This window comes from Streptomyces sp. cmx-4-9, assembly GCF_046548835.1.
Taxonomy (GTDB): domain Bacteria; phylum Actinomycetota; class Actinomycetes; order Streptomycetales; family Streptomycetaceae; genus Streptomyces.
Window position 1 is genome coordinate 110,223 of the sequence record NZ_JAEBEE010000003.1, and the last position, 25,600, is coordinate 135,822.

At 73.4% G+C, this 25,600-nt stretch carries 23 protein-coding genes and 1 pseudogene; 9 read left to right on the top strand and 15 right to left on the bottom strand.

The genetic code is table 11. From position 1 onward, the window contains the following. Window positions 1-50 precede the first annotated feature (50 nt). The 7 genes and pseudogenes from ACLJTM_RS11405 to ssd all read right to left on the bottom strand — a co-directional run. Window positions 51-413: pseudogene (locus ACLJTM_RS11405) on the bottom strand (Rv3654c family TadE-like protein); the annotation flags it as partial. Continuing rightward, complete coding sequence (locus ACLJTM_RS11410) at window positions 305-634, bottom strand: TadE family type IV pilus minor pilin (protein ID WP_411103397.1); 330 nt, start codon at window positions 632-634, stop codon at window positions 305-307. The gene ACLJTM_RS11410 and the pseudogene ACLJTM_RS11405, both read right to left, overlap by 109 nt. Window positions 635-752: 118 nt before the next feature. Further along, window positions 753-950, bottom strand: a complete 198-nt coding sequence (locus tag ACLJTM_RS11415; protein WP_411103398.1) for a DUF4244 domain-containing protein — start codon at window positions 948-950, stop codon at window positions 753-755. Between the two features lie 144 nt (window positions 951-1,094). Continuing rightward, complete coding sequence (locus tag ACLJTM_RS11420; protein WP_411103399.1) at window positions 1,095-1,874, bottom strand: type II secretion system F family protein; 780 nt, start codon at window positions 1,872-1,874, stop codon at window positions 1,095-1,097. Further along, entirely contained in the window at window positions 1,871-2,758 is an 888-nt protein-coding gene (locus tag ACLJTM_RS11425) for a type II secretion system F family protein (protein WP_411103400.1), read from the bottom strand. Before ACLJTM_RS11425 ends, ACLJTM_RS11420 begins: the two co-directional genes overlap by 4 nt. Further along, window positions 2,755-3,903: a TadA family conjugal transfer-associated ATPase gene (locus ACLJTM_RS11430; protein ID WP_411103401.1), complete on the bottom strand. Its 1,149-nt coding sequence runs from the start codon at window positions 3,901-3,903 to the stop codon at window positions 2,755-2,757. Before ACLJTM_RS11430 ends, ACLJTM_RS11425 begins: the two co-directional genes overlap by 4 nt. After that, window positions 3,900-5,063 carry a septum site-determining protein Ssd gene (gene ssd, locus ACLJTM_RS11435; protein WP_411103781.1) on the bottom strand — a complete coding sequence of 388 codons (1,164 nt, stop codon included), beginning with the start codon at window positions 5,061-5,063 and terminating at the stop codon, window positions 3,900-3,902. Before ssd ends, ACLJTM_RS11430 begins: the two co-directional genes overlap by 4 nt. A gap of 474 nt (window positions 5,064-5,537) precedes the next feature. On the opposite strand from ssd, the gene ACLJTM_RS11440 reads away from it, so the two are divergent. After that, window positions 5,538-6,407, top strand: coding sequence for an HAD family hydrolase (locus ACLJTM_RS11440; protein WP_411103402.1), 870 nt, complete (start codon window positions 5,538-5,540; stop codon window positions 6,405-6,407). Window positions 6,408-6,741: 334 nt separating this feature from the next. Here the strand turns inward: ACLJTM_RS11440 and ACLJTM_RS11445 are convergent, their stop codons facing one another. Beyond that, a complete protein-coding gene (locus ACLJTM_RS11445; RefSeq protein ID WP_411103403.1) occupies window positions 6,742-7,563 on the bottom strand; it encodes an oxidoreductase in 822 nt (273 codons plus the stop codon). Window positions 7,564-7,672: 109 nt separating this feature from the next. Between ACLJTM_RS11445 and ACLJTM_RS11450 the strand changes: the two genes are divergently transcribed. Further along, window positions 7,673-8,713 carry an ATP-binding protein gene (locus ACLJTM_RS11450; protein WP_411103404.1) on the top strand — a complete coding sequence of 347 codons (1,041 nt, stop codon included), beginning with the start codon at window positions 7,673-7,675 and terminating at the stop codon, window positions 8,711-8,713. Here the strand turns inward: ACLJTM_RS11450 and ACLJTM_RS11455 are convergent. Next, window positions 8,667-9,971 (bottom strand): hypothetical protein, encoded by a 1,305-nt coding sequence (locus tag ACLJTM_RS11455; protein WP_411103782.1) that lies wholly within the window; start codon window positions 9,969-9,971, stop codon window positions 8,667-8,669. The two genes, ACLJTM_RS11450 and ACLJTM_RS11455, sit on opposite strands and share 47 nt — an antisense overlap. Window positions 9,972-10,209: 238 nt before the next feature. On the opposite strand from ACLJTM_RS11455, the gene ACLJTM_RS11460 reads away from it, so the two are divergent. From ACLJTM_RS11460 to ACLJTM_RS11480, 5 genes are all read left to right on the top strand, one after another. Beyond that, window positions 10,210-12,615, top strand: coding sequence for a SulP family inorganic anion transporter (locus ACLJTM_RS11460; protein WP_411103405.1), 2,406 nt, complete (start codon window positions 10,210-10,212; stop codon window positions 12,613-12,615). Window positions 12,616-12,796: 181 nt separating this feature from the next. Further along, on the top strand, window positions 12,797-14,794 hold the full coding sequence (gene acs, locus ACLJTM_RS11465; protein WP_411103406.1) for an acetate--CoA ligase: 1,998 nt from the start codon (window positions 12,797-12,799) through the stop codon (window positions 14,792-14,794). Between the two features lie 197 nt (window positions 14,795-14,991). Then, entirely contained in the window at window positions 14,992-16,452 is a 1,461-nt protein-coding gene (gene nhaA, locus ACLJTM_RS11470) for a Na+/H+ antiporter NhaA (RefSeq protein WP_411103407.1), read from the top strand. 72 nt (window positions 16,453-16,524) lie between these two features. Next, complete coding sequence (locus ACLJTM_RS11475; RefSeq protein ID WP_411103408.1) at window positions 16,525-16,983, top strand: phage holin family protein; 459 nt, start codon at window positions 16,525-16,527, stop codon at window positions 16,981-16,983. Continuing rightward, complete coding sequence (locus ACLJTM_RS11480) at window positions 16,980-17,939, top strand: alpha/beta fold hydrolase (RefSeq protein ID WP_411103409.1); 960 nt, start codon at window positions 16,980-16,982, stop codon at window positions 17,937-17,939. The genes ACLJTM_RS11475 and ACLJTM_RS11480 overlap by 4 nt, the downstream gene beginning before the upstream one ends. Window positions 17,940-18,394: 455 nt before the next feature. On the opposite strand, the gene ACLJTM_RS11485 is transcribed toward ACLJTM_RS11480, so the two are convergent. The 3 genes from ACLJTM_RS11485 to nth all read right to left on the bottom strand — a co-directional run bounded on the left by ACLJTM_RS11485 (window position 18,395) and on the right by nth (window position 21,456). Beyond that, window positions 18,395-19,597 carry a MarP family serine protease gene (locus ACLJTM_RS11485; RefSeq protein WP_411103410.1) on the bottom strand — a complete coding sequence of 401 codons (1,203 nt, stop codon included), beginning with the start codon at window positions 19,595-19,597 and terminating at the stop codon, window positions 18,395-18,397. Between the two features lie 13 nt (window positions 19,598-19,610). Beyond that, window positions 19,611-20,252: an NUDIX hydrolase gene (locus ACLJTM_RS11490; protein WP_411103783.1), complete on the bottom strand. Its 642-nt coding sequence runs from the start codon at window positions 20,250-20,252 to the stop codon at window positions 19,611-19,613. Between the two features lie 418 nt (window positions 20,253-20,670). Continuing rightward, complete coding sequence (gene nth / locus ACLJTM_RS11495; protein ID WP_411103411.1) at window positions 20,671-21,456, bottom strand: endonuclease III; 786 nt, start codon at window positions 21,454-21,456, stop codon at window positions 20,671-20,673. 335 nt (window positions 21,457-21,791) lie between these two features. On the opposite strand from nth, the gene ACLJTM_RS11500 reads away from it, so the two are divergent. Both ACLJTM_RS11500 and ACLJTM_RS11505 read left to right on the top strand, forming a co-directional pair. Beyond that, window positions 21,792-22,466 carry a Crp/Fnr family transcriptional regulator gene (locus ACLJTM_RS11500; protein ID WP_003981529.1) on the top strand — a complete coding sequence of 225 codons (675 nt, stop codon included), beginning with the start codon at window positions 21,792-21,794 and terminating at the stop codon, window positions 22,464-22,466. Window positions 22,467-22,631: 165 nt separating this feature from the next. Next, on the top strand, window positions 22,632-23,447 hold the full coding sequence (locus tag ACLJTM_RS11505; protein WP_411103412.1) for a nucleotidyltransferase: 816 nt from the start codon (window positions 22,632-22,634) through the stop codon (window positions 23,445-23,447). Window positions 23,448-23,456: 9 nt separating this feature from the next. Here the strand turns inward: ACLJTM_RS11505 and ACLJTM_RS11510 are convergent, their stop codons facing one another. Genes ACLJTM_RS11510 through ACLJTM_RS11520 form a run of 3 tightly spaced genes read right to left on the bottom strand, consistent with a single transcriptional unit; the run spans window position 23,457 to window position 25,500 of the window. Further along, window positions 23,457-23,762: a hypothetical protein gene (locus ACLJTM_RS11510; protein WP_411103413.1), complete on the bottom strand. Its 306-nt coding sequence runs from the start codon at window positions 23,760-23,762 to the stop codon at window positions 23,457-23,459. Next, window positions 23,759-24,604, bottom strand: a complete 846-nt coding sequence (locus tag ACLJTM_RS11515) for an MBL fold metallo-hydrolase (RefSeq protein WP_411103414.1) — start codon at window positions 24,602-24,604, stop codon at window positions 23,759-23,761. The genes ACLJTM_RS11510 and ACLJTM_RS11515 overlap by 4 nt, the downstream gene beginning before the upstream one ends. Beyond that, entirely contained in the window at window positions 24,601-25,500 is a 900-nt protein-coding gene (locus ACLJTM_RS11520) for an NUDIX hydrolase (RefSeq protein WP_411103415.1), read from the bottom strand. The genes ACLJTM_RS11515 and ACLJTM_RS11520 overlap by 4 nt, the downstream gene beginning before the upstream one ends. Window positions 25,501-25,600: the final 100 nt, after the last annotated feature.

Genomic DNA, 25,600 nt, shown 5'->3' on the forward strand with positions numbered 1-25,600 from the left:
GACCGTACGCCGGGGCTGTAGGGCCCCGCCCGCACCCGGGCCGTGACCTCGGCGACCTCGCCCTCCACCCGGCACACGGCGAGCACCGCCCCCTGGGCGCGAGCCACCCGCAGCGCCGCCCCGCAGGCCGCCTCGGGGCCGTGCGCCCAGTACGCCGCGGCGGCCAAGGCGCTCAGGTCGGCGGCCGCAGCCGCCCGGTGCCGGGCCGCCACCGCCTGTCCGAGCAGCAGCACCCCGCCGAACACCGCGCCCAGCACGGTGGCCGTCAGCGCCGCCCACACCGTGGCCGAGCCCCGGTCCCGGCTCACGGCGGCGGCCCCACGCTGTCCTCCGCCAGGGCCACCGCCTCGGCACCGAGCCGTACGGGCAGCGCTTCCGGCCCCGGCGCCGGCGCCGCCACCCGGACCCGCCACAGGTCGCCCGCCCGCTCCACCTGCACCTCCGCCCCGGCCGGCGCGGCCCCCCGGGCCGCTGCCACCGCCACCTCCACCGGTTCCGACCGGGCCGCGGCCCGGGCACCGGCCCGGGCCGCGTCCACGCACCGGATCTGCGCGGCCGCCGCCATCAGCGCCCACACCAGCAGCGCAGCGAACAGCACCAGGGCGGGAATCACCAGAGCGGCTTCCGCGGTCACGTATCCCCGGTCGCCGAGGCCGTGCGCCCTGGCGCGGGCCGTCCGCCTCCCGCCCGCCCCGGAGCGGCCCTCGGGAGTGCCCTCGGGGCAGCCCTCGGGACTGCTTGGGAAACGAGCCTCAGAACGGCACATCGAGGGCCTTCCCGATGGTCGACTGAAGTGCCGTGGAGACCACGTCACTCGTCACCACCTTGTACAGAACAGCCGCGAATGCACACGCCGCGATCGTGCCCATGGCGTATTCCGACGTGGACATCCCCGCGTCGTTCCGGCAGCCCTTCAGCGCCGCCCGCACGCGAACCAGGATGATCCTCATGACAGCCTCCATGTATTTCCGTCGTCTTTTCCGGTACCGGTTTTCCGATACCGGCCACTCGTCGTGGTCGCTTGTCACTTCAGATGTCACTTCAGATGGTCATTCCGCACACCCCCGGAGATCTTCTGCGGCACCCCGTGCAGATCAGCTGCCGGACAGAAGTCCCGAGGCCATACCGATCACCACCGGCGCGACCCCGATCGCGAGAAATGCGGGAAGAAAGCACAGCCCCACGGGTGCGGTGACAAGGACCGCCGCCCGCTGCGCCCGGGCTCCCGCCTGCCGGGCCCGGTCCGCCCGCAGGGCCGAGGCGATCCGGGCGACCGGCTCGGCCGCCGGCGCACCGGTGCGGGCCGCCCTCTCCAGGCACTGCGCGAGCGCCCCGGCGTTCGGCACCTGCGCCAACCGCCCCCACGCCGCCGCCGGGTCGCCGCCCAGCCGCAGCTCCGCCCCGGCCAGCGCCAACCGCTCGCCCACCGGACCACCCAGCGACTCGCCGACCACCTCGGCGGCCTCCACCGGGCCCGCACCGGCCGCCAGGCAGGCGGCCAGCAGATCGGCCGCGAAGGGCAGCTGGCGCTCCGCCTCGGCCGGATCCACCCCGGCCGGCGGCCGGGCCCGTGCCCGCAGGCGCCACACCCCGAGGGCCGCCGCGCAGCCCACCGCGATCCCGGCGGCCCCGCCGAGCAGCACCCAGCCCGCGAGCACCGCCCCGGCCGGCGCGGCCCAGGCCGCTGCCGCGTCCCGGACCCGTGCGCCCGGCCCCGGTCCGGCCCGCGGCGCGGGTACCGCGAGCACCGCCTCGGTCCGGCGCCGGGCGGCCCGCGCCCGCATCCGGCCCGAGGCCAGCGAAGCCGCCCCGAGCGCCGCCGACGCGAGGCACAGCGCCGCCCCCAGGCTGTGGACGGCCCCGGCCCCGGTCACCGCTCCCCCGCCCGGACGATCCGGCTGCACCACAGCAGGCCCAGCGCTTCCAGCAGCGCCCCCGCCAGCAGGCAGCCCCAGCCCATCGGGGTGTGCAGCAGCACCCGCAGGGGATCCGCACCCAGCCCCGTCCCGATGAGCAGGCCCACGAGGGGCAGCAGAGCGAGCACCACCGCGGTGGACCTGGCTCCGGCCAACTGGGCCCGCAGCGACTCCTCCCGGTCCCGCTCGGCCCGCAGAGCAGCCTCCAGGCGGTCCAGCCCGGCGGCCAGCCCCGCGCCGCCGTCCACCGACACCCGCCAGCAGGCGGCCATCCCGGCCAGGCCCTGCGCACCGGGTTCCCGTGCGGCCTGGTGGAGGGCCGCCGGCACGTCCCCGGCGAACGCCGCGGCGGCCAGCAACGCGGCCTCCGCCGCCCCCGGACCGCCCGGGCCCGGCAGGGTCCGGCGCAGCGCCGCGGTCAGCGCCTGCCCGGGCTGCGCCCCGGACCGCAGCTCGCCCACCGCGGCCCCGCACAGGGCAGCCACCCCGGCGGCCCGCGCCACCCGGGCCCGCTCGCCCTCCCGCACCCGCAGCCAGCGCCTGACCAGCGGCACCGCCGCCGCACCCACGGCCAGCGGGATCACCGACCCGCCCAGCAGGGCGAGCAGCAGCCCGGCGCCCAGCGGAGCCGCTTCCCGCCAGCGGCCGGCCCGCACCTGCACCACAGCCACCAGCCGCTCCCGGCGGACCCGGCCCACCGACGGCCCCGGGACGCCACCGGCCATCAGCACCCGGGCCCGCCGCCGGACCCGGTCTCCCCCGGCCACCGTCCAGGCGGCCGCAGCCGCACAGAGCGTCCCGGCGAGGACCGGCACGGGCAGGCCGACCGCCCCCGCGCTCACCGGGCACCCCGCAGCAGGGGCCGCAGCCGCTCCCAGCCCTGCTCCCGGACGAAGCCGCGCGCACCCCAGCGCAGCGCCGGTACGGTCACCACCAGCCCGGCGGCGTCCCGCTCCAGCACGTGCACCTCGGCCACCCGGCGCCGCCCCTCCCGGTCCCGGACCAGGTGGATCACCAGGGTGAGCGCCGCCGCCAACTGGCTGTGCAGGGCGGCCCGGTCGAGTCCCGCCGCCGTACCGAGGGCCTCCAGCCGGGCCGGGACATGGGCGGCGGCATTGGCGTGGACGGTGCCGCAACCGCCCTCGTGGCCCGTGTTCAGAGCGGCCAGCAGATGGGTGACCTCGGCTCCGCGGACCTCGCCGACCACCAGCCGGTCGGGCCGCATCCGCAGCGCCTGGCGCACGAGGTCGGCGAGGGTGACCAGCCCCGCCCCCTCCTGGTTGGCCGGGCGGGTCTCCAGCCGCACCACATGCGGATGGTCGGGGCGCAGTTCGGCCGAGTCCTCGGCCAGCACGATCCGCTCGGCGGGTCCCACCAGCCCCAGCAGAGCGCTGAGCAGGGTGGTCTTGCCGGTGCCGGTGCCCCCGGACACGAGGAAGGACAAGCGCGCATCGATCATGTCGCGGAGCAGCCGGTGCCCTCCGGGCGGCAGTGTCCCCGCCGCCACCAGTTCCTCCAGGGTGAAGGCCTTCGGCCGTACCACCCGCAGCGACAGGCAGGCCGATCCGACGGCCACCGGTGGGAGCACCGCGTGCAGCCGGGTGCCGTCCGGCATGCGTGCGTCCACCCAGGGCCGGGCGTCGTCCAGCCGCCGCCCGGCCACGGCGGCCAGCCGCTGGGCGAGCCGGCGCACGTCGTCGGGGCCGTCGAAGGCCACCGCGGTCAGCTCCAGGCCGCCGCCCCGGTCCACCCACACCCGGTCGGGGGCGGCCACCAGGACGTCGGTGACGTCCGGGTCGGCGAGCAGCGCCTCCAGTGGCCCGGCGCCGACCAGCTGGGACCTCAGTTCGGCGGCGACGCCGAGCACTTCGGTGTCGCCCAGCAGCCGGCCCTGGGCCCGCAGGGCGGCGGCCACCCGGGCGGGTGTCGGGTCCGCCCCGCTCTCGGCCAGCTGCTGGCGCACCGCATCCAGGAGCAGGGTGCTCATGCCGGCACCCCCTGGGGGGACCCGAGCGCGCGCTGCCAGAAGCCGTCGCAGAACCGGGCCAGGGCGCTGCGCGCCTGCGACCCCGGCGGCTCCCCCTCGGCCACCCGCCCCGGCAGCCCGACCTCGACCGGCACTTCCCCGGCCAGCGGAGCACCCAGCAGGCCCGCGACGGCCTCGGGGTCGAGCCCGCCGGGGCCGCGGCCCCGGACGACCACGCGCACGTCCCGGGCCACCATCCGCACCCCGGCCGCCACCCGGCCCGCGGCGGCCACCGAGCGCAGCTCGCCCGGCACCACCATCAGCACCAGGTCCAGCTGGGCCAGCACCTCGGCCACGGCTTCGTCGACCCGCCGGGGCAGGTCCACCACCACGACCCCGCCGCGGCGGCGGGCGGCGGCCACCACCGAGCGCATCGCGGCGGGCGGCACCACGACCCGGTCCCCGCGGTCCCAGCTGAGCACCCTGAGCTGATGGAGTGCGGGCAGGGACTCCTCCAGCGCCCCGGCGCCGACCCGCCCCCGGGAGGCCGCGAAGTCGGGCCAGCGCAGTCCCTCCGCGGCCTCGCCGCCGAGCAGGACGTCCATTCCTCCGCCGAGCGGGTCGCCGTCGATGAGGATGGTCCGCTCCCCGCTGCGGGCTGCGCGCAGGGCGAGGGCGCAGGCGAGGGTGGAGGCGCCCGCCCCGCCGCTCCCGCCGATCACTCCGACGGTGAGGGCGGGGCGTCCGGCGCCTTCGACGACATCGGCGATGCGGTCGACGAGCCGGTTCTCGGCGTCGGGCAGCCGGAGCACCTCCTGGGCGCCGATCTCCACGGCCTGCTGCCAGACCCGGGGATCGTCCAGGTCGCGTCCGACGAGGAACACCCCGTCCCGGCGGGGCGCGCCGCGCACCCGCCGGGCGGCGTCGTCCCCGACGAGGACGAGCGGAGCGCTCTCCCAGCCGGGCCCGGCGCCGTCGGCCGCGCCCGGTCCGGCGGGGCCGTCGGGCCCTGCCGGATCGGGCACGGCGTGCTGCACGTGCGGTTCGGCGCCCGCGGCGGCGCACAGCCGCAGCAGGTCGTCGAGGAGCAGGGGGTCCTCGGTGATGATCAGCGGCCGTCCACCGCCCGGCGCCGCCCCGGCCGACGGCCTCGTCCCGACCGCACCTGCGGACTCCGGCACTCCGTACGCTTTCGATCGCGCCACGATCTCCGCCTCCTCGCACTGCAAATCCAGCGCCGCGGACTTCGCGGCTGGAATCACCCTGCAGCGATCGCGAAAAACAAGTGGATCTTGATCGAAAACTGTGGACATCCCGCCGGTTGTGGATATCTCCGCCACTCCTCCAGGTGAGTTCCGGAGCGCGGCGGAACCACTACGCAGCGTCACGCGTCTGGGTGGATGAGCAGATCCCGCGCGGCGGGACGGAACGGGGAGGAGGGCCGGAGGAGTGAGCACTCAGGGCCGAGGCAGGGACGCGAACCGCGTCCGGACATGCGACGACCCCCGCCGGGGGGGAGAGCGGGGGTCGTCCCCACGGTCCGACTCGGGGGGGGAGGAGCCAGACCGGGTTAGCACGGTCGCGAACGATCCGTGACTTCCATGGTGTACCCGAGAGGCCTCTCAGGCAAACCCACGCGCCACACCTTACGCCGAATGGTGGGCGCATATGCTCGGGGCGTGGAAAATCAGCCCTTGCCGCACTCCTTGCCTCGTACCGCAGCCTTCTTCGACCTGGACAAGACGGTCATTGCGAAGTCGAGCACTCTGACGTTCAGCAAGTCCTTCTACCAAGGCGGGCTCATCAACCGGCGCGCCGTGCTCCGCACCGCGTACACGCAGTTCATCTTCCTGGCCGGCGGCGCCGACCACGACCAGATGGAACGGATGCGCGAGTACCTGTCCGCCCTCTGCAAGGGGTGGAACGTGCAGCAGGTGCGGGAGATCGTCGCGGAGGCCCTGCACGACCTCATCGACCCGATCATCTACGACGAGGCGGCCTCGCTCATCGAGGACCACCACACGGCGGGCCGGGACGTGGTGATCGTCTCGACCTCCGGAGCCGAAGTCGTCGAGCCCATCGGGGAGATGCTCGGAGCCGACCGGGTCGTCGCCACCCGGATGGTCGTGGGCGAGGACGGCTGCTTCACCGGCGAGATCGAGTACTACGCGTACGGACCCACGAAGGCGGAAGCCGTCCGCGAGCTCGCGCAGTCCGAGGGGTACGACCTGGCGAGGTGCTACGCGTACAGCGACTCGGCCACGGACATCCCGATGCTGGAGGCGGTCGGGCACCCGCACGCCGTCAACCCGGACCGCGCCCTGCGCCGGGAGGCGCTTGCGCGGGAGTGGCCGGTCCTCGTCTTCAACCGTCCGGTGCGGCTCAAGCAGCGGCTGCCCGGCCTGTCGATGCCCGCACGGCCCGCCCTGATCGCCGCGGCCGCGGTGGGCGCAGCGGCCGCCACCGCGGGGCTGGTCTGGTACGCGAGCCGGCGCCGGGCAGGGGCCCCGGCCGCCTCCGCCTGACCGCCCGGTTTGCCCCGAATCGCCGGGCGAAAGTAAAGAAGTGGAGCCAGGGGTTTCGCATATCCCCGGAGCGGAGTAGAAAGAAGTTAACGGCCCGCGAGACCAAAGAACATCCGAGAGGATCATCTTTAATACGCAGTAAGGCCCACGGACCGAAGCACGAACGCCGAGCACCCACGCGACGTCGACCCGTCGATTACGGGCCAGCCGCACCAGGTGACGGGCAAAGTTCCCGACCTGATGGGCAACCTTCGAGGACGCTTGGTAACTGGGCGCGAGTGCCAGCGGCGACACCAGGCAAGACGGTGTCGCCGCAACCCTGCGCCCGTCCGGTTCAGGCCGCGCCGCGCTGCAGGGCCTCGCAGACCGCCGTCGATTCGCGGACGCCCAGCTCGATCGCCCGTCCGCAGTGGGCGATCCACGCGGCCATCCCCTCACCGGTGCCGGAGACGTAGCCCGCGAAGGCCTCCAGGTACGCGGCGCTGCCCTGTTCGGCGTGGCCCACTTCCGCCGGGCAGATCGCCTTGGGGTCCAGGCCGCTGTTGATGAGGACGATCCGCTCGGCCGCCCGCGCCACCAGGCCGTTGAAGGTGCCGAAGGGGCGCAGGGCGAGCAGTTCCCCGTGCACCACCGCCGCCGTGACCAGCGCGGGGGCGGAGCCGCCGGCGATGATCAGGGCGGACAGGCCGTCCAGTCGGCCGGCGACTTCCTGGGCATCCGGCAGCGGCAGGTCCACCAGCGGCTCGTCCACCGGTTCACCCGCCAGGCGCGGGCGGCCCACCACGTCGCCCCCGGCCGTCGAACCCGAGGCCACCAGGTGGAGCCGGGCCAGGACGCGCAGCGGCGACTGGCGCCAGATGCTCAGCAGTTGCCCGGCTTCGGCGGTCAGCCGCAGCGCCGCACCGACCGTCCTCGCCTGCGCCTCGGAGCCGAAGTCGGTCCGGCGGCGCACCTCCTCCAGCGCCCAGTCCGCCCCGGACAGCGCCGCGCTCCCGCGGGCGCCGCGCAGTGCGGCCTCCGAGGTGATCTCCCCGCTGCGGCGGCGCATGACCCGGTGCCCGTAGACCCGGTCCACCGCCATGCGTACGGAATCCACGGACTCGGCGACACCCGGCAGGCCGGACAGTGCGGCCAGCGGGTCAGAAGCGCTACTCATAAGTAGGGAGCCTACGCACTGCGGGCCCATGGCACCGACCCCTCCTTGGAGTGGTCTTCTTCACTCACCCAGGCCACGCATCGCGACGGAGCCACTACGCTTGGTGAACATGAAGATCGCTTTCGTGGGAAAGGGCGGCAGCGGGAAGACCACGCTGTCCTCGCTCTTCATCCGCCACCTCGCCGCCAATGAAGCCCCCGTCATCGCGGTGGACGCCGACATCAACCAGCACCTGGGCGCCGCACTCGGCCTCGGCGAGGAGGAGGCCGCCGGCCTGCCCGCCCTCGGCGCACACCTCCCCCTCATCAAGGAGTACCTGCGGGGGTCCAACCCGCGCATCGCCTCCCCGGACACGATGATCAAGACCACTCCGCCCGGCGCGGGCTCGCGGCTGCTGACGGTCACCGAGGACAACCCGGTGTACGAGGCCTGCGCCCGCACCCTGCTCCTCGACGGGGACCCGGTGCGGCTGATGGCCACCGGCCCCTTCACCGAGGCCGATCTGGGGGTGGCCTGCTACCACTCCAAGGTCGGTGCGGTGGAGCTGTGCCTCAACCACCTGGTCGACGGCCCGGAGGAGTACGTCGTCGTCGACATGACGGCCGGTTCGGACTCCTTCGCCTCCGGCCTGTTCACCCGCTTCGACGTGACCTTCCTGGTCGCGGAGCCGACGCGCAAGGGCGTCTCCGTCTACCGCCAGTACAAGGAGTACGCGCGGGACTTCGGGATCACCCTCAAGGTGGTCGGCAACAAGGTGCAGGGCACGGAGGACATCGAGTTCCTCCAGGACGAGGTGGGCGAGGACCTGCTGGTCACCGTCGGGCACTCGGACTGGGTCCGGGCCATGGAAAAGGGGCGCCCCGCCGCGTTCGAACTGCTGGAGGCCACCAACCGGCTGGCCCTGCAGACCCTCCAGGACGCGGCCGACGACTCCTACGCGCACCGTGACTGGGGCCGGTACACCGAGCAGATGGTGCGCTTCCACCTCAAGAACGCGGAGAGCTGGGGCAACGCGAAGACCGGAGCCGACCTGGCGGACCAGGTCGACCCCGGTTTCGTCCTGCACGAGGAACTGGTGCAGCGGGTGGAGCCGGGCGGGCAGGTCAGTCCTCGTCCGCTCCTTCGGCAGCCGGCTCCTCAGCCTGCTTGACCTCGGACACCGCGGGGGCCGCGGGCTTCGCCGGCGGCCCGGCGGTCAGGAACCTGTCCCAGCCCTGCTTCGGCGCCTCGCCGACGTCGAGGGTGCGCATCCACTCCAGGACCTTGGGGTCCTGGGCGTCCAGCCAGTCGGCCAGCTCGCGGAAGGGGACGCAGCGGACCTCGGGTTTGGTGCACATGCTCTCGATGGACTCCTCGACGGCCCGCATGTACGTGCCGCCGTTCCAGGACTCGAAGTGGTTGCCGATGATCAGCGGCGCGCGGTTGCCCTGGTAGGCCCGGTCGAAGGCCTGGCGCAGGCCGTCGCGCATCTGGTCGCCCCAGAACTCGTGCTGCGCGGGGTCGCCCTGCGAGGTCGTCCCGGACTGGTTGACCATGTAGTTGTAGTCCATGCTCAGCGTGTCGAAGGCGCGCCCCGGCATGGGCACCAGCTGGAGCGGCAGGTCCCAGAGCCCGTCGGTCTTCTTGGGCCAGATCTGCTTGCTGATGCCGCTGGAGTCGTAGCGGAAGCCGAGGTCCTTCGCGGCCAGCATGAAGTTCTTCTGGCCTTCCAGGCAGGGGGTGCGGGCTCCGATGAGCTCCTTGTCGTAGTCGAAGGGCAGCGGCGCCATGTCCTTCAGGCCCGCATTGCTCTTCCAGTTCTTGACGAAGGACTTCGCCTGGCTGATCTCGCTCTTCCACTCCGCCACGGACCAGGTGCCGACGCCCCCGTCGGGGCCGCAGAAGTGCCCGTTGAAGTGGGTGCCGATCTCGTTGCCCTCCAGCCAGGCCGCGCGGACCTGGGTGGCGGTGTCCTTGATCCCCTGGAGGTCGCCGAAGCCGATGTCGGAGCGGCCGGCGGAGTGCTGCGGCGCGGTGTAGAGGGAGCTCTTCTCCTCCGGCAGCATGTAGACGCCGCTGAGGAAGTAGGTCATCCGCGCGTTGTTCTTCCTGCCCACCTCGCGGAAGTGGGAGAACAGCTTCTGGCTGTCCTCGCCGGCCCCGTCCCAGGAGAACACCACGAACTGCGGGGGCTTCTCGCCGGGCTTGAGCTTCCGGGGCTTCTGCACGTTCGGCTGCGGGCCCGTGTAGGCGGTCGAGCCGTCGCCGATGGGCCGGTTCACACTGCCGGGGAGCTCCGGCGCGGCGACGCCCTTCCTGGCACCCCCGGAACCGGGGGACCTGCCGGAGTCCGAGCCGCTGCACCCGGCGGCGCCCAGCACCAGCGCGGTGGCGGCCAGCCCACCGGCGATCTTCTTCGTGGCGGCGATCATCCGCCCCACCTCTCCCTCGCAGTTCCGTCGCAGGACTTCCGCGCCGCAACGTCCCATGCGGTGTGGTGAGACGAAGATGTGACAAGCCGTAAAAAATGCCTATTCACTCCGCAGTGCTAATTCATCGGCCATTTGCCCCCATTCCCCACCACTGATCTTTACTCTCCATTACCATCCGTTTACTGAGTGTTGAGACTCCCGCCGCTTCATCCCTCCCCAGAGGAGACGGGACCTTATGACTGCCACCGCACCTCCCGCCCCTTCCCGGGGAGCCCGGCCCGGGCTCCCCGCCGATCTGCCCGCCGACCTCTCCGCATCCATCGCCGTCTTCCTGATCGCCCTGCCGTTCTCCCTCGGCATCGCCCTGGCCACCGGGGCCCCGCTCCAGGCGGGCCTGGTGGCCGCGGCGGTCGGCGGGATCGTCGCAGGGCGGCTCGGCGGAGCCCCGCTGCAGGTCAGCGGGGCCGCCGCCGGACTCACCGTCGTCACCGCCGAGTTGGTGCAGCGTTACGGCTGGCGCACCACCTGTGCCATCACGGTCCTGGCCGGCTGCTGCCAACTGGGCCTCGCCGCCCTGCACACCGCCCGTTTCGCGCTGGTGGTGAGCCCCGCCATCGTGCACGGCATGCTGGCGGGCATCGGGGTGACGATCGCCCTGGCGCAGCTGCACATCGTGCTGGGCGGCAGCCCGCAGAGCTCCGCACTCGCCAACGTCCGCGGCCTGCCCGCCCAGTTGGCTGACCTGCATCCGACCGCCCTCGGCATCAGCGTGCTGACCCTGGCCGTCCTGTTCACCTGGCCGCATCTGCCGGGGCGGCCGGGGCGCATCGCGCGCAAGGTGCCGGCGGCCCTGGCGGCCGTCGCCGTGGCCACCGCCTTCGCCGCTATGGCCGGGCTGAGCCTGCCCCGGGTGGACCTGCCGTCGTGGCGCAGCCACGTCCTGCCCTCACTCCCCGAGGGTTCGGTGCCGGGACTCGTCGCCGCGGTCCTGACCGTCACCCTGGTCGGCAGCGTGGAGACGCTGCTGTCCGCGGTCGCCACGGACAAGCTCATCGCCTCCGAACGCCCGGCGGACCGGCGTCCGCCGCGCGCTGACCTCAACCGCGAGCTGCGCGGCCAGGGCGCCGCGAACATCGTCTCCGGGGCGCTGGGCGGCCTGCCCGTCGCCGGCGGCGCCGCCCGGAGCGTGGCCAACGTCAAGTCCGGTGCGGTCAGCCGGTGGTCGGTCATCCTGCACGGCGTCTGGATCATGCTGGCGGCAGGCCTGCTCGTCCCGGTCCTCGACCTGATCCCGCTCGCCGCGCTGGCCGCCCTGGTGATGGCGGTCGGGGTGCGGATGGTGAGCGCGACGCACCTGCGGACGGTCACCCGGCACCAGGAGTCCCTGGTCTACGCCGCCACCATCATCGGCGTGGTGCTCGGCGGGGTCCTGGAAGGCGTCGCCGTCGGCATCGCGGTCGCCGTGGCGATGGCCCTGCACCGGCTGGCCCGGACCAGGATCACGATGGAGGAGCGCGAGGGGGTCCACCACATCAGGGTGCGCGGCCAGTTGACCTTCCTGGCGGTCCCGCGGCTGAGCCGGGTGCTGAACCAGATCCCGCACGACGCGCACGCGGTGGTCGAGCTGGACGGATCCTTCATGGACCACGCGGCGTACGAGGCGCTGCAGGACTGGCAGGAGTCGCATCAGGCGCACGGGGGTTCACTGGAGCTCACCGGCCGTTCCGCGGCCCGCGCCCCGGAGCCCGAGCGGGACCGGCGGCCGGGCCAGCGCGGCGCCCACCAGTGCTGCCGCCCCTGGACCCCGTGGCAGAACCACTGCGACCACCGGCCCGCGTGGGACGACGGCGCCGAGGAGGCGGTCGGCGAGGCCGCCGGCGAGGCCGCGGCGGCGCCGGCGGGGACGGCAGCGGGCATCGGGGACGCGCAGGAGGCACCGGCCGCTTCCTCGGCGCCGTCGTCACGCCGGCGCGGAGCCGGCCAGCTGGCGAGCGGCATCAGCGCCTTCCAGCGGGACACCGCCCCGCACGTGCGGGACGAGCTGGCCCGGCTGGCCCGCGAGGGCCAGCGGCCCTCGCAGCTCTTCCTCACCTGTGCGGACTCCCGCCTGGTGACCAGCATGATCACGGCCAGCGGCCCGGGCGACCTGTTCACCGTGCGCAACGTCGGGAACCTGGTCCCGCTGCCAGGGGCCGAGTCCACGGACGACTCCGTCGCCGCGGCCATCGAGTACGCCGTGGACGTGCTCCAGGTCAGCAGCATCACGGTCTGCGGTCACTCGGGCTGCGGGGCGATGCAGGCCTTGCTCACCTCCTCGCCCGCCATGCCCATGACCCCGCTGCGCCGCTGGCTGCGGCACGGGCTGCCCAGCCTGGAGCGGATGGCCAGCCCCCACCACGCCTGGGCGCGGATTGCGGGCCGGCTCCCTGCCGACGCCGTGGAGCAGCTCTGCCTGACCAATGTGGTGCAGCAGCTGGAGCACCTGCGGGCCCACGAAGCGGTGGCCCGCCGGCTCGCCGAGGGCACCCTGGAACTGCACGGGATGTACTTCCACGTGGGCGAGGCACAGGCGTACCTGTTGTCCGAGGGCGAGGACTTCTTCGACTGCCGGGTCTTCGACAGCGTCGGCCAGCACGCATGATCATGGCGCCGGTGAACCGGTAGCCTCCCGTATCCGTGCAACGGTTCGGCCCCTCCCCGCCGCGGTGGCGGGAAGGGGCCGTTCGCGCGCCGTTCGCGTGGCCCGCCCCCGCCCAGACGTGCTATAGGTCTAAACCAATTCTCGGCTACCCCTTGTCACCTGGGCCGCTGACTGATGAGCTATGCCCGGGGACACAACGGACACCCTGGGAAAGGGAGATGTCGTGAGCAATGAGAGCCTGGCCAATCTGCTCAAGGAGGAGCGGCGGTTCGCACCGCCTGCCGATCTGGCCGCCGCTGCCAACGTCACAGAGGCGGCGTACACACGGGCCGACGCGGACCGGCTGGGCTTCTGGGCCGAGCAGGCCCGGCGGCTGACCTGGGAGACCGAGCCCACCGAAACGCTCGACTGGACGAACCCGCCCTTCGCGAAGTGGTTCGCGGACGGCACGCTGAACGTCGCGTACAACTGCGTGGACCGGCACGTCGAGGCCGGCAACGGCGACCGCGTCGCCCTCCACTTCGAGGGCGAGCCCGGCGACAGCCGCTCGATCACCTACGCCGAGCTCAAGGACGAGGTCTCCAGGGCCGCGAACGCCCTGACCGAGCTGGGCGTACAGGCCGGCGACCGCGTCGCCGTCTACCTGCCGATGATCCCCGAGGCGGTCGTCGCGATGCTGGCGTGCGCCCGCGTCGGCGCCGCGCACTCCGTGGTCTTCGGCGGCTTCTCCGCCGACGCCGTCGCCTCCCGCATCCAGGACGCCGACGCCAAGCTGGTCATCACCGCCGACGGCGGCTACCGCCGCGGCAAGCCGAGCGCGCTCAAGCCCGCCATCGACGAGGCCGTCGGCAAGTGCCCGCAGGTCGAGCACGTGCTCGTGGTCCGCCGCACCGGCCAGGACACCGCGTTCACCGAGGGCCGCGACGTCTGGTGGCACGAGATCGTCGGGCGCCAGTCCGCCGAGCACACCCCGCAGGCCTTCGACGCCGAGCACCCGCTGTTCATCCTCTACACCTCGGGGACCACGGGTAAGCCCAAGGGCATCCTGCACACCTCGGGCGGCTACCTGACGCAGGCCGCGTACACCCACCACGCGGTCTTCGACCTGAAGCCGGAGACCGATGTCTACTGGTGCACCGCCGACATCGGCTGGGTGACCGGGCACTCCTACATCGTCTACGGGCCGCTCGCCAACGGCGCCACCCAGGTCATGTACGAGGGCACCCCCGACACCCCGCACCAGGGCCGGTTCTGGGAGGTCGTGCAGAAGTACGGCGTCACCATCCTCTACACGGCACCCACCGCGATCCGCACGTTCATGAAGTGGGGCGACGACATCCCCGCGAAGTTCGACCTCACCAGCCTGCGCGTGCTGGGATCGGTCGGCGAGCCGATCAACCCCGAGGCCTGGATCTGGTACCGCAAGCACATCGGCGGCGACCGCTGCCCGATCGTGGACACCTGGTGGCAGACCGAGACCGGCGCCATGATGATCTCCCCGCTGCCCGGCGTCACCGCCACCAAGCCCGGCTCCGCCCAGCGCGCCCTGCCCGGGATCTGCGCCACCGTCGTGGACGACGAGGCGAACGAGGTCCCCCACGGCGGAGGCGGCTACCTCGTCCTCACCGAGCCGTGGCCCTCCATGCTGCGCACCATCTGGGGCGACGACCAGCGGTTCATCGACACCTACTGGTCGCGCTTCGAGGGCCGGTACTTCGCGGGCGACGGCGCCAAGAAGGACGAGGACGGCGACATCTGGCTCCTCGGCCGCGTCGACGACGTCATGCTCGTCTCCGGCCACAACATCTCCACCACCGAAGTCGAGTCGGCGCTCGTCTCGCACCCCTCGGTCGCCGAGGCGGCCGTGGTCGGCGCCGCCGACGAGACCACCGGCCAGGCCATCGTCGCCTTCGTCATCCTGCGCGGCAGCGCCTCCGAGACCGACACCCTCGTCGCGGAACTCCGCAACCACGTCGGTGCCACGCTCGGCCCGATCGCCAAGCCGAAGCGGATCCTGCCGGTGCAGGAGCTGCCGAAGACCCGCTCGGGCAAGATCATGCGCCGTCTGCTGCGCGACGTGGCCGAGAACCGCGCGGTCGGCGACGTCACCACGCTCGCCGACTCCTCGGTCATGGACCTGATCCAGAGCCGGCTCCCCGCGGCGGGCAGCGAGGACTGATCCCGTCGTCCGTGCACCGGTCCGCCGCACGGACGAGGGCACAGGGGCATCCGGCGCGACGCGCCGGATGCCCTTTTCGCACTTAAAGTGATGATCGCCGGATACGCCCTCGCCCCTCGCGACAGCTGTAAAATACGAAAAACGTCAAGAACGTCCACAGGGTGCGCCGGGAAGTCTGGTCGGCAACTGCATGTGTCATGCCGTCGACCAACCGGAGGTCCCCCGTGGTCCCGCCCACCCCCACCGAACCCCAGCGCCGCACGCTGCTCGGCCGGCTCACCTGGCCGGAACGCCGTTTCGTCGCCGACGCGCTGCGCACCGAGACCGTCGGCGGCGTACTCCTGCTGGCGGCCGCGGTCGCCGCCCTGCTGTGGGCGAACATCCCCGGGATCTCCGGCAGCTACGACAGCGTCCGTTCCTTCCACCTGGGCCCCTCCTCCCTCGGCCTGGACCTCTCGCTCCAGCACTGGGCGGCCGACGGCCTGCTCGCCGTCTTCTTCTTCGTCGCGGGCGTCGAGCTCAAGCGCGAACTCGTCGCGGGCGACCTGCGCGACCCCAAGGCAGCCGCCCTGCCGGTGATCGCCGCCCTCTGCGGCATGGCCGTACCCGCACTGGTCTACGTACTCGTCAACACCGCCGGCGGCGGTTCGATGGACGGCTGGGCGGTGCCGACCGCCACCGACATCGCCTTCGCCCTCGCCGTCCTCGCCGTCATCGGCACCTCGCTGCCCTCCGCGCTGCGCGCCTTCCTGCTGACCCTCGCCGTCGTCGACGACCTCTTCGCGATCATGATCATCGCGGTGTTCTTCACCAGCGACATCAACGTCGCGGCTCTCGGCGGCGCCTTCGCCGGGCTGGTCCTCTTCTGGTTCCTGCTCCGCCGCAACGTCCGCGGCTGGTACGTGTACCTGCCGCTGGCCCTGGTCATCTGGGGCCTGATGTACAACAGCGGGGTCCACGCCACCATCGCCGGCGTGGCCATGGGCCTGATGCTGCGCTGCACCCGCAGGGAGGGCGAGGCGCAGTCCCCCGGGGAGCACATCGAGCACCTGGTGCGGCCCGTGTCCGCGGGTCTGGCCGTGCCCCTCTTCGCCCTCTTCGCCGCGGGGGTCTCCCTCTCCGACGAGGCCATCGCGCAGGTCTTCACCCGGCCCGAGACCCTCGGCGTGGTCCTAGGCCTGGTCGTGGGCAAGACCGTGGGCATCTTCGGCGGCACCTGGCTCGCCGCCCGCTTCACCCGGGCGGAGCTGGGCGAGGACCTCGCCTGGCCCGACGTCTTCGCCGTGGCCACCCTCGCGGGCATCGGCTTCACCGTCTCCCTCCTGATCGGCGAACTGGCCTTCGCCGGCGATCCGGCCCTCACCGACGAGGTGAAGGCCGCCGTCCTGATCGGCTCCCTCATCGCCGCCCTGCTCGCGGCCGTCCTCCTCAAGCTGCGCAACCGCAGGTACAGGGCGCTCACCGATGCGGAGGACCGGGACGAGGACGACGACGGCATCCCGGACATCTACGAGGAGCACGACCCGGAGTACCACCTCCGGATGGCCCGGATCCACGAGGCCCGGGCCGCGGAGCACCGCCGCAGGGCCTCCGCGGCGGCGGACGCCGCGGCCGAAGCGTCGGCCGGGTCCAGCGGCGGCGCCGGTCGTCCGGCATGATCTGACTGACGGCGCAGCCGCCGCCGACGGCGGACGACCGCAGTCGGCAGCCGACGACAGAGGGAGAGAGCGATGAGCGCAGTGGACCAAGGGGCGCAGGGAGCCGAGCGCACACTGGGCCAGCTGGTCGCCTCGGCCACCGCCGAGATGTCCGCCCTGGTGCACGACGAGATCGCCCTCGCCAAGGCGGAGATCCGCCAGGACGTCAAGCGGGCGGGCATCGGCGGCGCCGCGGTCAGCGTCGCAGGAGTGTTCGCCCTCTTCTCGCTGCCGGTGCTGAGCTTCGCCGCGGCGTACGGGATCCACAACCTCGGGCTCGGCCTCGCCTGGTCCTTCCTGATCGTAGGCGTGGCGTTCCTGCTGCTCGCGGGCCTGCTGGCGCTGATCGCGGTGTCCAAGTTCAAGAAGGTGAAGCCGCCGGAGAAGTCCATCGCCTCGGTCAAGCAGACCGCGGCCCTCGTCGGGACCGTCAAGCCGCATCCGCGGCCGGTGAGTGACAAGGCCCTGGGTGTGGCACGCTCGTCCTCATGACAGCGCCCACGCCGGATCCCAGCACTCCCCCCACTGCGGCCTCGGCGGTACGGCTCGACCTCCCCGGCGGCCGCGCGGTCACCCACCGGGACGTGGCGGCCAACGGCGCGCGCTTCCACGTCGCCGAGGTAGGCGACGGGCCGCTGGTCCTCCTCCTGCACGGGTTCCCGCAGTTCTGGTGGACGTGGCGGCACCAGCTGACCGCCCTCGCCGACGCGGGCTACCGGGCCGTCGCGATGGACCTGCGCGGGGTGGGCGGCAGCGACCGCACCCCGCGCGGCTACGACCCGGCCAACCTGGCCCTGGACATCACCGGCGTCGTACGGTCCCTCGGCGAGCCGGACGCCGCCCTGGTCGGGCACGACCTGGGCGGGTACCTGGCGTGGACGGCGGCCGTGATGCGGCCCAAGCTGGTGCGCCGGCTCGTCGTCTCCTCGATGCCGCACCCGCGCCGGTGGCGCTCGGCGATGCTCTCGGACTTCGGCCAGACGCGGGCGAGTTCGCACATCTGGGGCTTCCAGCGGCCGTTCGTCCCCGAGCGGCAGCTCGTCGCCGACGGCGGGGCGATGGTCGGGCAGCTGATCAGGGACTGGTCGGGGCCGCGACTGCCCGAGGACGAGGACCTGGGCGTGTACCAGCGGGCGATGTGCATCCCGTCGACCGCGCACTGCTCGGTGGAGCCGTACCGCTGGATGATGCGCTCCATGGCCCGGCCCGACGGGCTCCAGTTCAACCGGCGGATGAAGCGGCCGGTGCGCGTCCCGACGCTGCACCTGCACGGCTCCCTCGATCCCGTGATGCGTACGCGCAGTGCCGCGGGCTCCGGCGAGTACGTCGAAGCCCCGTACCGCTGGCGGCTGTTCGACGGGCTCGGGCATTTTCCGCACGAGGAGGACCCGGCTGCCTTCTCCACCGAGCTGGTGAACTGGCTGAAGGACCCCGAGCCGGACCGGTGATCAGCCGGCGCCGTCCGCGCACGGGGCAGCGCCTGACGGACCACCAGGTCGCCGCATACGTCCCTATGACAAACATTCAATTGCCCGGCGCATAGGCCAATTGGCCGCCCTGTACGGGGTTACCGACCTTGGGGCCCGGGCACAGCTCGGAGTATGAGCTGGACGCACGACTACGGTGACACCGCACACGAACACCGCCCGGCGGCTTCCGCGGGCACCCACGAGAGGACGGGCCGGCGGCCCGCCCACGACCCCCGACTCGGGATCTCCCGCATCCTGCGGCGCCGGGCCCGCTGGGTCTCGGCGCGCCTGCGCCATCCTCGGACGTAGGCCGCCCCTTCCCCGGACGTACGGGCTCCGCGGCCCGTACGTCACCGGGACCGCGCGGCGCACCCGTCAGGACGGCGCACCGGCCCGGACGCACGGATCAGGACGCACGGATCAGGACGCACGGATCAGAGGGCGCAGCCCTGGCTGTCGACCCGGCGGTCGGCGGTCTTCCCGATCCGGATGTCGTCGCGGATCTCGTCCACGGTGAGGGCGTAGCCGGTGTTCGGGTCGTCCAGGGACTTCGCGAACACGACCCCGTAGACCTTGCCGTCGGGCGTCAGCAGCGGACCGCCCGAGTTGCCCTGGCGGACCGTCGCGTACAGCGAGTAGACGTCCCGGCGCACGGTGCTCCGGTGGTAGATGTCCGGCCCGTTGGCATTGATCCGTCCGCGCACCCGGGCCGCGCGGACGTCGTACGCGCCGTTCTCCGGGAAGCCCGCGACGATCGCGTCGCTGCCGCTCGACGCGTCCTTGTCGGCGAACTGCAGGGGCTCCGCCTTCAGCTTGGGCACGTCCAGGACGGCGATGTCGCGCTCCCAGTCGTAGAGCACGACCTTGCCGTCGTACAGCTTGCCCTCGCCGCCGACCTGCACGGTCGGCTCGCCGACCCCGCCGACCACATGCGCGTTGGTCATCACCTTGCCGGGCGCGAAGACGAAGCCGGTGCCCTCCAGCACCTTGCTGCAACTCGGCGCCGTACCGACGACCTTCACGATCGAGCGTTTGGCCTGGTCGCTGACCGGGCTGGCGGCGAGCGCCGGATCGGGCGCCTTCACCTCGGTGATGGGCTCGTTGGCGAACGGGTTGAACACCGGCGGGAAGCCGCTGCGGGCGAGGGTGGAGCTGAAGTCGGAGAACCAGGTGTTCGACTGGGCGGGCAGCACCCGCGACACGCCGAGCAGCACCTTGGAGTTGCGCACCTCCTTGCCCAGCGTGGGCAGTGAGGTCCAGGCGAGCATCGACCCGATCAGCCAGGCCACCAGGAGCATGGCGATCACATTGACCAGGGCGCCGCCGGTGGCGTCGAGGGCGCGGGCCGGCGACCAGGTGATGTGGCGGCGGAGCCTGCCGCCCAGGTGGGTGGTGAGGGCCTGGCCGATCGATGCGCAGATGATGATCACTACGACGGCGATGACGACGACCGTGGAGGACGCCTGCTCCCCGTTGTCCGTCACCCGGTCCCAGATCAGCGGGATCACGGACACGGCGACGAGGCCGCCGCCGAGGAAGCCGATCACCGACAGGATGCCGACGACGAAGCCCTGGCGGTAGCCGACGATCGCGAACCATACGGCGGCGAGCAGCAACAAGATGTCCAGCACGTTCACGTGGGCCACCGTCTCACGAGCGCCAGTCGAGCGGGACCTGCCGGGAGCGGTCCCATGGCTGCTCCCAGCCCGCGAAGTGCAGCAGCCGGTCGATCACTCCGGCGGTGAATCCCCAGACCAGGGCCGATGCGACCGTGAAGGCAGGGCCGTGGTGGCCACTCGGGTGGATCGCCGTGACCCGGTGCGCGGGGTCCGTGAGATCGGCCACGGGCACCGTGAAGACGCGGGCCGTCTCGGCCGGGTCCATGGCGCCGACCGGGCTCGGGGTCCGCCACCAGCCGAGCACCGGGGTCACCACGAACTCGCTGACCGGGATGTAGAGGCGGGGCAGCACCCCGAAGAGCTGGACGCCCGCGGGGTCCAGCCCGGTCTCCTCCTCGGCCTCGCGCAGCGCGGCGCGCAGCGGGCCGGTGGTCTGCGGGTCGCCGTCCTCGGGGTCGAGGGCGCCGCCGGGGAAGGAGGGCTGGCCGGCGTGCGAGCGGAGGCTGCCGGCCCGCTCCATCAGCAGCAGCTCCGGGCCGCGGGGGCCCTCGCCGAAGAGGATGAGCACGGCGGACTGGCGCCCCCGGCCGTCCTCCGGCGGCAGGAAGCGGCTGAGCTGGGTCGGGCGGACGGTGCGGACCGCCTCCACGACCGGGCCGAGCCACTCGGGCAGGCCCTGCGTGCTGACGGCGGTGCTGCCGCGTGCACCCGCCCGCGGGGCTCCGGGGGCCTGCGCACGGGGCTGCGGGTGCCCGCCGGCCTGCTGCGGGTGCCCGCCGGCCTGCTGCGGATGCCCGCCGGCCTGCTGCGGGTGCCCGCCGGCTCGTTGCGGGTGCCTGCCGGCCTGCTGCTGGCGGGCGCCGACCGGCTGCGGGCGGGCGCCGACCGGTTGCGAGCCGGCGCCGGCCTGCTGCGGGCGGGCGCCGGGCGGGACCGCTTCCTGCCCGTCCGGGTCCCGTCCGTCCGCATGCTGCCGGCCCGCGTCATGCGCGTCCGCGTCGGCCACCGGGCTGTTCTGCGTCGCCCCAGTCATGGGCACCCCTGTCCGTGTTCCCCCGCACCACCAACGCGGCCCGGGTACCGATTCGTTCCTACGGCCGTGCCTGCGGTCCGCCCAGCGGCGCCGCCGGAAGACCCGGGTAGTCGGCCGGCGGGCTCAGCCGCTGGCCGGGCTGACCGCCCTTCTCGTACTTCAGCAGCTTGCGCGCCTTCTCCGGGTCGGTCTCGCCCTCCCCGTACGCCGGGCAGAGCGGGGCGATCGGGCAGGCGCCGCAGGCCGGCTTGCGGGCATGGCAGATGCGGCGGCCGTGGAAGACGACGCGGTGCGAGAGCATCGTCCACTCGCTGCTCGGGAAGATCGCGCAGATCTCCGCCTCGACCTTCTCCGGGTCCTCCTGCGCGGTCCACTTCCAGCGGCGGACCAGCCGGCCGAAGTGGGTGTCCACGGTGATGCCCGGGACCCCGAAGGCGTTGCCGAGGACGACATTGGCCGTCTTGCGGCCGACGCCGGGCAGGCTGACCAGGTCTTCGAGGCGGCCCGGCACCTCCCCGTCGAACCGGTCCCGCAGCGCCTGCGAGAGGCCCAGCAGGGACTTGGACTTCGCCCGGAAGAACCCGGTCGGCCGGATGATCTCCTCCAGGTCCTCGGGGGCCGCCGCGGCCATGTCCTCGGGCGTCGGATAGGCGGCGAACAGGGCCGGGGTGGTCTGGTTCACGCGCAGGTCGGTGGTCTGCGCGGACAGCACGGTCGCCACCAGCAGCTCGAAGGGATTGCGGAAGTCCAGCTCCGGATGGGCGTACGGATAGATATCGGCCAGCTCACGGTTGATGCGGCGGGCCCTTCGCACCATGGCCAGACGGGATTCCTGCTTCGGCACCGTCGCCTTCTTGGCCGAAACTTTACCTTCGGAAGGGGGCGCGGCCTTCCTGGACCTCTTCGCAGGGGCTTGTTCGCCCACGGCTGAATCGAGGGGTGCCGTCACTCCCGCGGACCCCTTGGCCTGTGCTCTCACCGGCTTATTGGACACCCGGCCAGCCTAAGGCCGGCCGGTGACACCCGCCCGGACCTCAGGTAACACCACTCCGATTGGCCTCCTGCCGCACAGCACACCCGTACGTCCGGCATCCTTGTGATTGATCGCACTGTTTTCGCCGTCCGGCAAAATGACGGGGAGCACGGTCCCCTGAGCTGGTCGACATAGGAGAGAGACTCGTGGACGACGTTCTGCGGCGCGCCCCGCTCTTCGCGGCGCTCGATGACGAGCAGGCCGCGGAGCTCCGCGCCTCCATGGGCGAGGTGACCCTCGCACGCGGTGACGCCCTGTTCCACGAGGGCGACCCCGGTGACCGGCTCTACGTGGTCACCGAGGGCAAGGTGAAGCTGCACCGCACCTCCCCCGACGGCCGCGAGAACATGCTCGCCGTCCTCGGCCCCGGCGAGCTGATCGGCGAGCTGTCGCTCTTCGACCCGGGCCCGCGCACCGCCACCGCCACCGCCCTGACCGAGGTCAAGCTCCTCGGGCTCGGGCACGGGGACCTGCAGCCGTGGCTCAACGCCCGGCCCGAGGTCGCGACCGCGCTGCTGCGCGCCGTCGCCCGGCGCCTGCGCAAGACCAACGACCAGATGTCCGACCTGGTCTTCTCCGATGTCCCCGGCCGCGTGGCCCGGGCGCTCCTCGACCTGTCGCGCCGCTTCGGCGTGCAGTCGGAGGAGGGCATCCACGTGGTGCACGACCTGACGCAGGAGGAGCTCGCGCAGCTCGTCGGCGCCTCCCGCGAGACGGTGAACAAGGCCCTGGCCGACTTCGCGGGCCGCGGCTGGCTCCGCCTGGAGGCCCGCGCGGTCATCCTGCTGGACGTGGAGCGGCTGGCGAAGCGCTCCCGCTGACACCCGGTCCGCCGCGAGGGGGTCCTGCCGCAGGTCGGGCAGGACCCCCTCGTGCGTCCGCGCGGCCCCCGGCGGCCGCAGGCCCCGTACGGCCCGCACACGGCTCACCTCCCGGACGGCGGCTCCCCTGCCGTCCGGCGCCGCGGGCGGGGCACAGTAGGGCCCATGGAGCGCAAGGGGCTGGACGCGGACGGGTACATCGAGCGGGAGGGTTCCCTCGGGCGGGTCCAGGGGGAGTTCGCCGGCGTGGTCGCGGCGGCGCGGGAGCGGATCGCGCAGGCGTACGGTGCCCGGCTGCACAGCGCGTACCTGTACGGCTCGGTGCCGCGCGGGAGCGCCCGGCCCGGGCGCTCCGACCTGGACCTCCTGCTCGCCCTGCACCGCGCCCCCACCGGGGAGGACCGTGACGCCGCCGAGGTGCTGGCGGACGGGCTCGACGAGGACTTCGCGCAGATCGACGGGGCCGGCATCCTGCTGTACGGCAAGGAGACGCTGCTGAGCGAGGAGGAGCGGCACGACCTGGGCTGGTTCCTCGCCTGCCTGTGCACCCCGCTGCTCGGCGCCGACCTGGCGGAGCACCTGCCCCGCTACCGGCCGGACAGCCTGCTCGCCCGCGAGAGCAACGGCGACCTGGCCCGCCTGCTCCCCCGGGTGCGCGCCCGGGCCGGCGAGGCCTCGACGCCCCGGGAGTACCGCCGGCTGAACCGGGGGACCGCCCGGCACCTGGTCCGCACCGGGTTCACGCTGGTGATGCCGCTCTGGGGCGGCTGGACCAGCGACCTCGCCGAGTCCGCAGCGGTCTTCGGGCGGTACTACCCGCAGCGCGCCGCACAGATGCGGGCGGCCGCCCGGGTGGCCCTGGACCCGGTCGCCGACCCGGAGGTGCTGCGGGGGTTCACCGAGGACCTCGGACCGTGGCTGGCGGCGGAGTACGAGGCCCGGCACGGCGTGAAGTCACCGCGCGGCGGCCCATGGCGGTGACCCTGCGGGTCAACCCACCCGGGCCGAGGCGGCCTCGATGGCGTCCACGGCCTGCTTGGCCTCCGGCAGGCTCGCGCCGGTGGCCTGGCGGTAGGCCTTGACGGCCCCGACCGTGCGGCCCTCGCGGAGCAGGGCCCGCACCTCCCCGGCCACCGGGTGCTCCGGCTCCTCGATACCGAAGTGCGCCAGCACCAGCCCGAGGCGGCGCTCCAGCCGGGCGGCCCGCTGGTCGAGGGCCTTCATCCGCAGCACGACCGCGGAGGTGATCCAGCCGGCTGTGGCGATCAGGGCGAGCAGCAGGAACAACGTGTTCACTCGGGTCCTCCCGGAATCAGTCCGTGATCTTGAAGGTACTCGAGCTGCGCCCGAACGGACCATTCCGCGGCCGGCCACAAGGAGCGGTCCACGTCCTTGTAGACCTGCGCGACCACGGCCTCGGGGGTGGCGAAGCCGTTCTCCACGGCGGTCTCCACCTGCGCGAGGCGGTGCGCGCGGTGTGCCAGGTAGAACTCGACGGCCCCCTGCGCGTCCTCCAGGACCGGCCCGTGGCCCGGCAGCACCGTGTGCACCCCGTCGTCGACGGTGAGGGAGCGCAGCCGGCGCAGCGAGTCCAGGTAGTCCCCGAGGCGCCCGTCGGGGTGCGCGACGACGGTGGTGCCGCGGCCGAGGATCGTGTCGCCGGTCAGCACGGCCCGGTCGGCGGGCAGGTGGAAGCAGAGCGAGTCGGAGGTGTGGCCGGGGGTCGGCACGACCCGCAGCTCCAGTCCGCCGGTGCGCACCACGTCCCCGGGGGCCAGGCCCTCGTCCCCGAGGCGCAGGGCCGGGTCCAGCGCCCGCACCCGGGTCCCGGTGAGCTCGGCGAAGCGGCCGGCGCCCTCGGCGTGGTCCGGGTGGCCGTGGGTGAGCAGGGTGAGGGCGATCCGCTTGCCCGCCTGCTCGGCGGCGGCGACGACGGCCCTCAGGTGCCCCTCGTCCAGCGGGCCGGGGTCGATGACCACGGCCAGCTCGGAGCCGGGTTCCGAGACGAGCCAGGTGTTGGTGCCGTCCAGGGTCATCGCGGAGGCATTGGGGGCCAGGACGTTGACCGCGCGGGCGGTGGCCGGCCCGGAGGTGACGACCCCGCGGGGCCGGCCGGGCAGTGCGGCGGCGTCGGTCATGCAGGGCCTCCCGGGCGGACGCGCTTGGTGAACTCGTCGTGGCCGGGCCAGCTGAGCACCAGCTCCCCGTCCTTGAGCGTGGCGCGGGCCAGCACCGGCGCGAGGTCCTGCGCCGCGGCGGCGGTCAGGGCCTCGGCGGCGCTGCCGTACGGCTCCAGGGAGCGCAGGGTCGCGATGGTGGGGGGCATCATCAGCAGGTCGCCCCGGTCGTAGCCGTCGGCCGCCTCGGCCGGGCGGATCCAGACCGTCCGGTCCGCTTCGGTGGAGGCGTTGCGGGTGCGCTGGCCCTCGGGGAGCGCGGCCACGAAGAACCAGGTGTCGTAGCGGCGCGGCTCGAACTCCGGGGTGATCCAGCGGGCCCAGGCCCCGAGCAGGTCGGAGCGCAGCCGCAGACCGCGGCGGTCGAGGAACTCGGCGAAGGACAGCTCGCGGGCCACCAGCGCCTGCCGGTCGGCTTCCCAGTCGTCCCCCGTGGTGTCGCCGACGACGGTGTCGGCGCTCTCACCGGCGAGCAGCACGCCCGCCTCCTCGAAGGTCTCGCGGACCGCCCCGCACACGATGGCCTGGGCCACGGCGGGGTCACTGCCGAGCCGCGCGGCCCACTCCTGCCGGGAGGGCCCGGCCCACCCCACCTGGTGCTCCGCGTCGCGGGGGTCGACCCCGCCGCCGGGATAGGCGTACGCGCCTCCGGCGAAGGCCATGGAGGACCGCCTGCGCAGCATGTGCACGGCCGGACCGGCGGAGGTGTCGCGCAGCAGCATCACGGTGGCGGCGCGCCGGGGCTCCACCGGGGTGAGCAAACCGTCCGCGAGCGCGCGGATCCGGTCGGGCCACTCCGGCGGGTACCACTGCCCTCCGGCGGGAGGCTGCTGCTGACCGTGCTGACCATGGGGCATGGCCGGATGCTACGGCCATCCGGCCCGATGTTCGAGGGCCCCCCGGTTCCGCGGGCCGGGAACGCCGACGGGGCCGGGACCGCCGAGGAGGCCGGGACCG

Bases quoted from the DNA above. Each gene is read 5' to 3' on its own strand.
- ACLJTM_RS11415 (WP_411103398.1), bottom strand. From the start codon at position 950: ATGAGGATCATCCTGGTTCGCGTGCGGGCGGCGCTGAAGGGCTGCCGG.
- ACLJTM_RS11430 (WP_411103401.1), bottom strand. From the start codon at position 3,903: ATGAGCACCCTGCTCCTGGATGCGGTGCGCCAGCAGCTGGCCGAGAGC.
- ACLJTM_RS11440 (WP_411103402.1), top strand. From the start codon at position 5,538: ATGGTGGGCGCATATGCTCGGGGCGTGGAAAATCAGCCCTTGCCGCAC.
- ACLJTM_RS11445 (WP_411103403.1), bottom strand. From the start codon at position 7,563: ATGAGTAGCGCTTCTGACCCGCTGGCCGCACTGTCCGGCCTGCCGGGT.
- ACLJTM_RS11450 (WP_411103404.1), top strand. From the start codon at position 7,673: ATGAAGATCGCTTTCGTGGGAAAGGGCGGCAGCGGGAAGACCACGCTG.
- ACLJTM_RS11460 (WP_411103405.1), top strand. From the start codon at position 10,210: ATGACTGCCACCGCACCTCCCGCCCCTTCCCGGGGAGCCCGGCCCGGG.
- acs (WP_411103406.1), top strand. From the start codon at position 12,797: ATGCCCGGGGACACAACGGACACCCTGGGAAAGGGAGATGTCGTGAGC.
- nhaA (WP_411103407.1), top strand. From the start codon at position 14,992: ATGCCGTCGACCAACCGGAGGTCCCCCGTGGTCCCGCCCACCCCCACC.
- ACLJTM_RS11475 (WP_411103408.1), top strand. From the start codon at position 16,525: ATGAGCGCAGTGGACCAAGGGGCGCAGGGAGCCGAGCGCACACTGGGC.
- ACLJTM_RS11480 (WP_411103409.1), top strand. From the start codon at position 16,980: ATGACAGCGCCCACGCCGGATCCCAGCACTCCCCCCACTGCGGCCTCG.
- ACLJTM_RS11505 (WP_411103412.1), top strand. From the start codon at position 22,632: ATGGAGCGCAAGGGGCTGGACGCGGACGGGTACATCGAGCGGGAGGGT.
- ACLJTM_RS11515 (WP_411103414.1), bottom strand. From the start codon at position 24,604: ATGACCGACGCCGCCGCACTGCCCGGCCGGCCCCGCGGGGTCGTCACC.
- ACLJTM_RS11520 (WP_411103415.1), bottom strand. From the start codon at position 25,500: ATGCCCCATGGTCAGCACGGTCAGCAGCAGCCTCCCGCCGGAGGGCAG.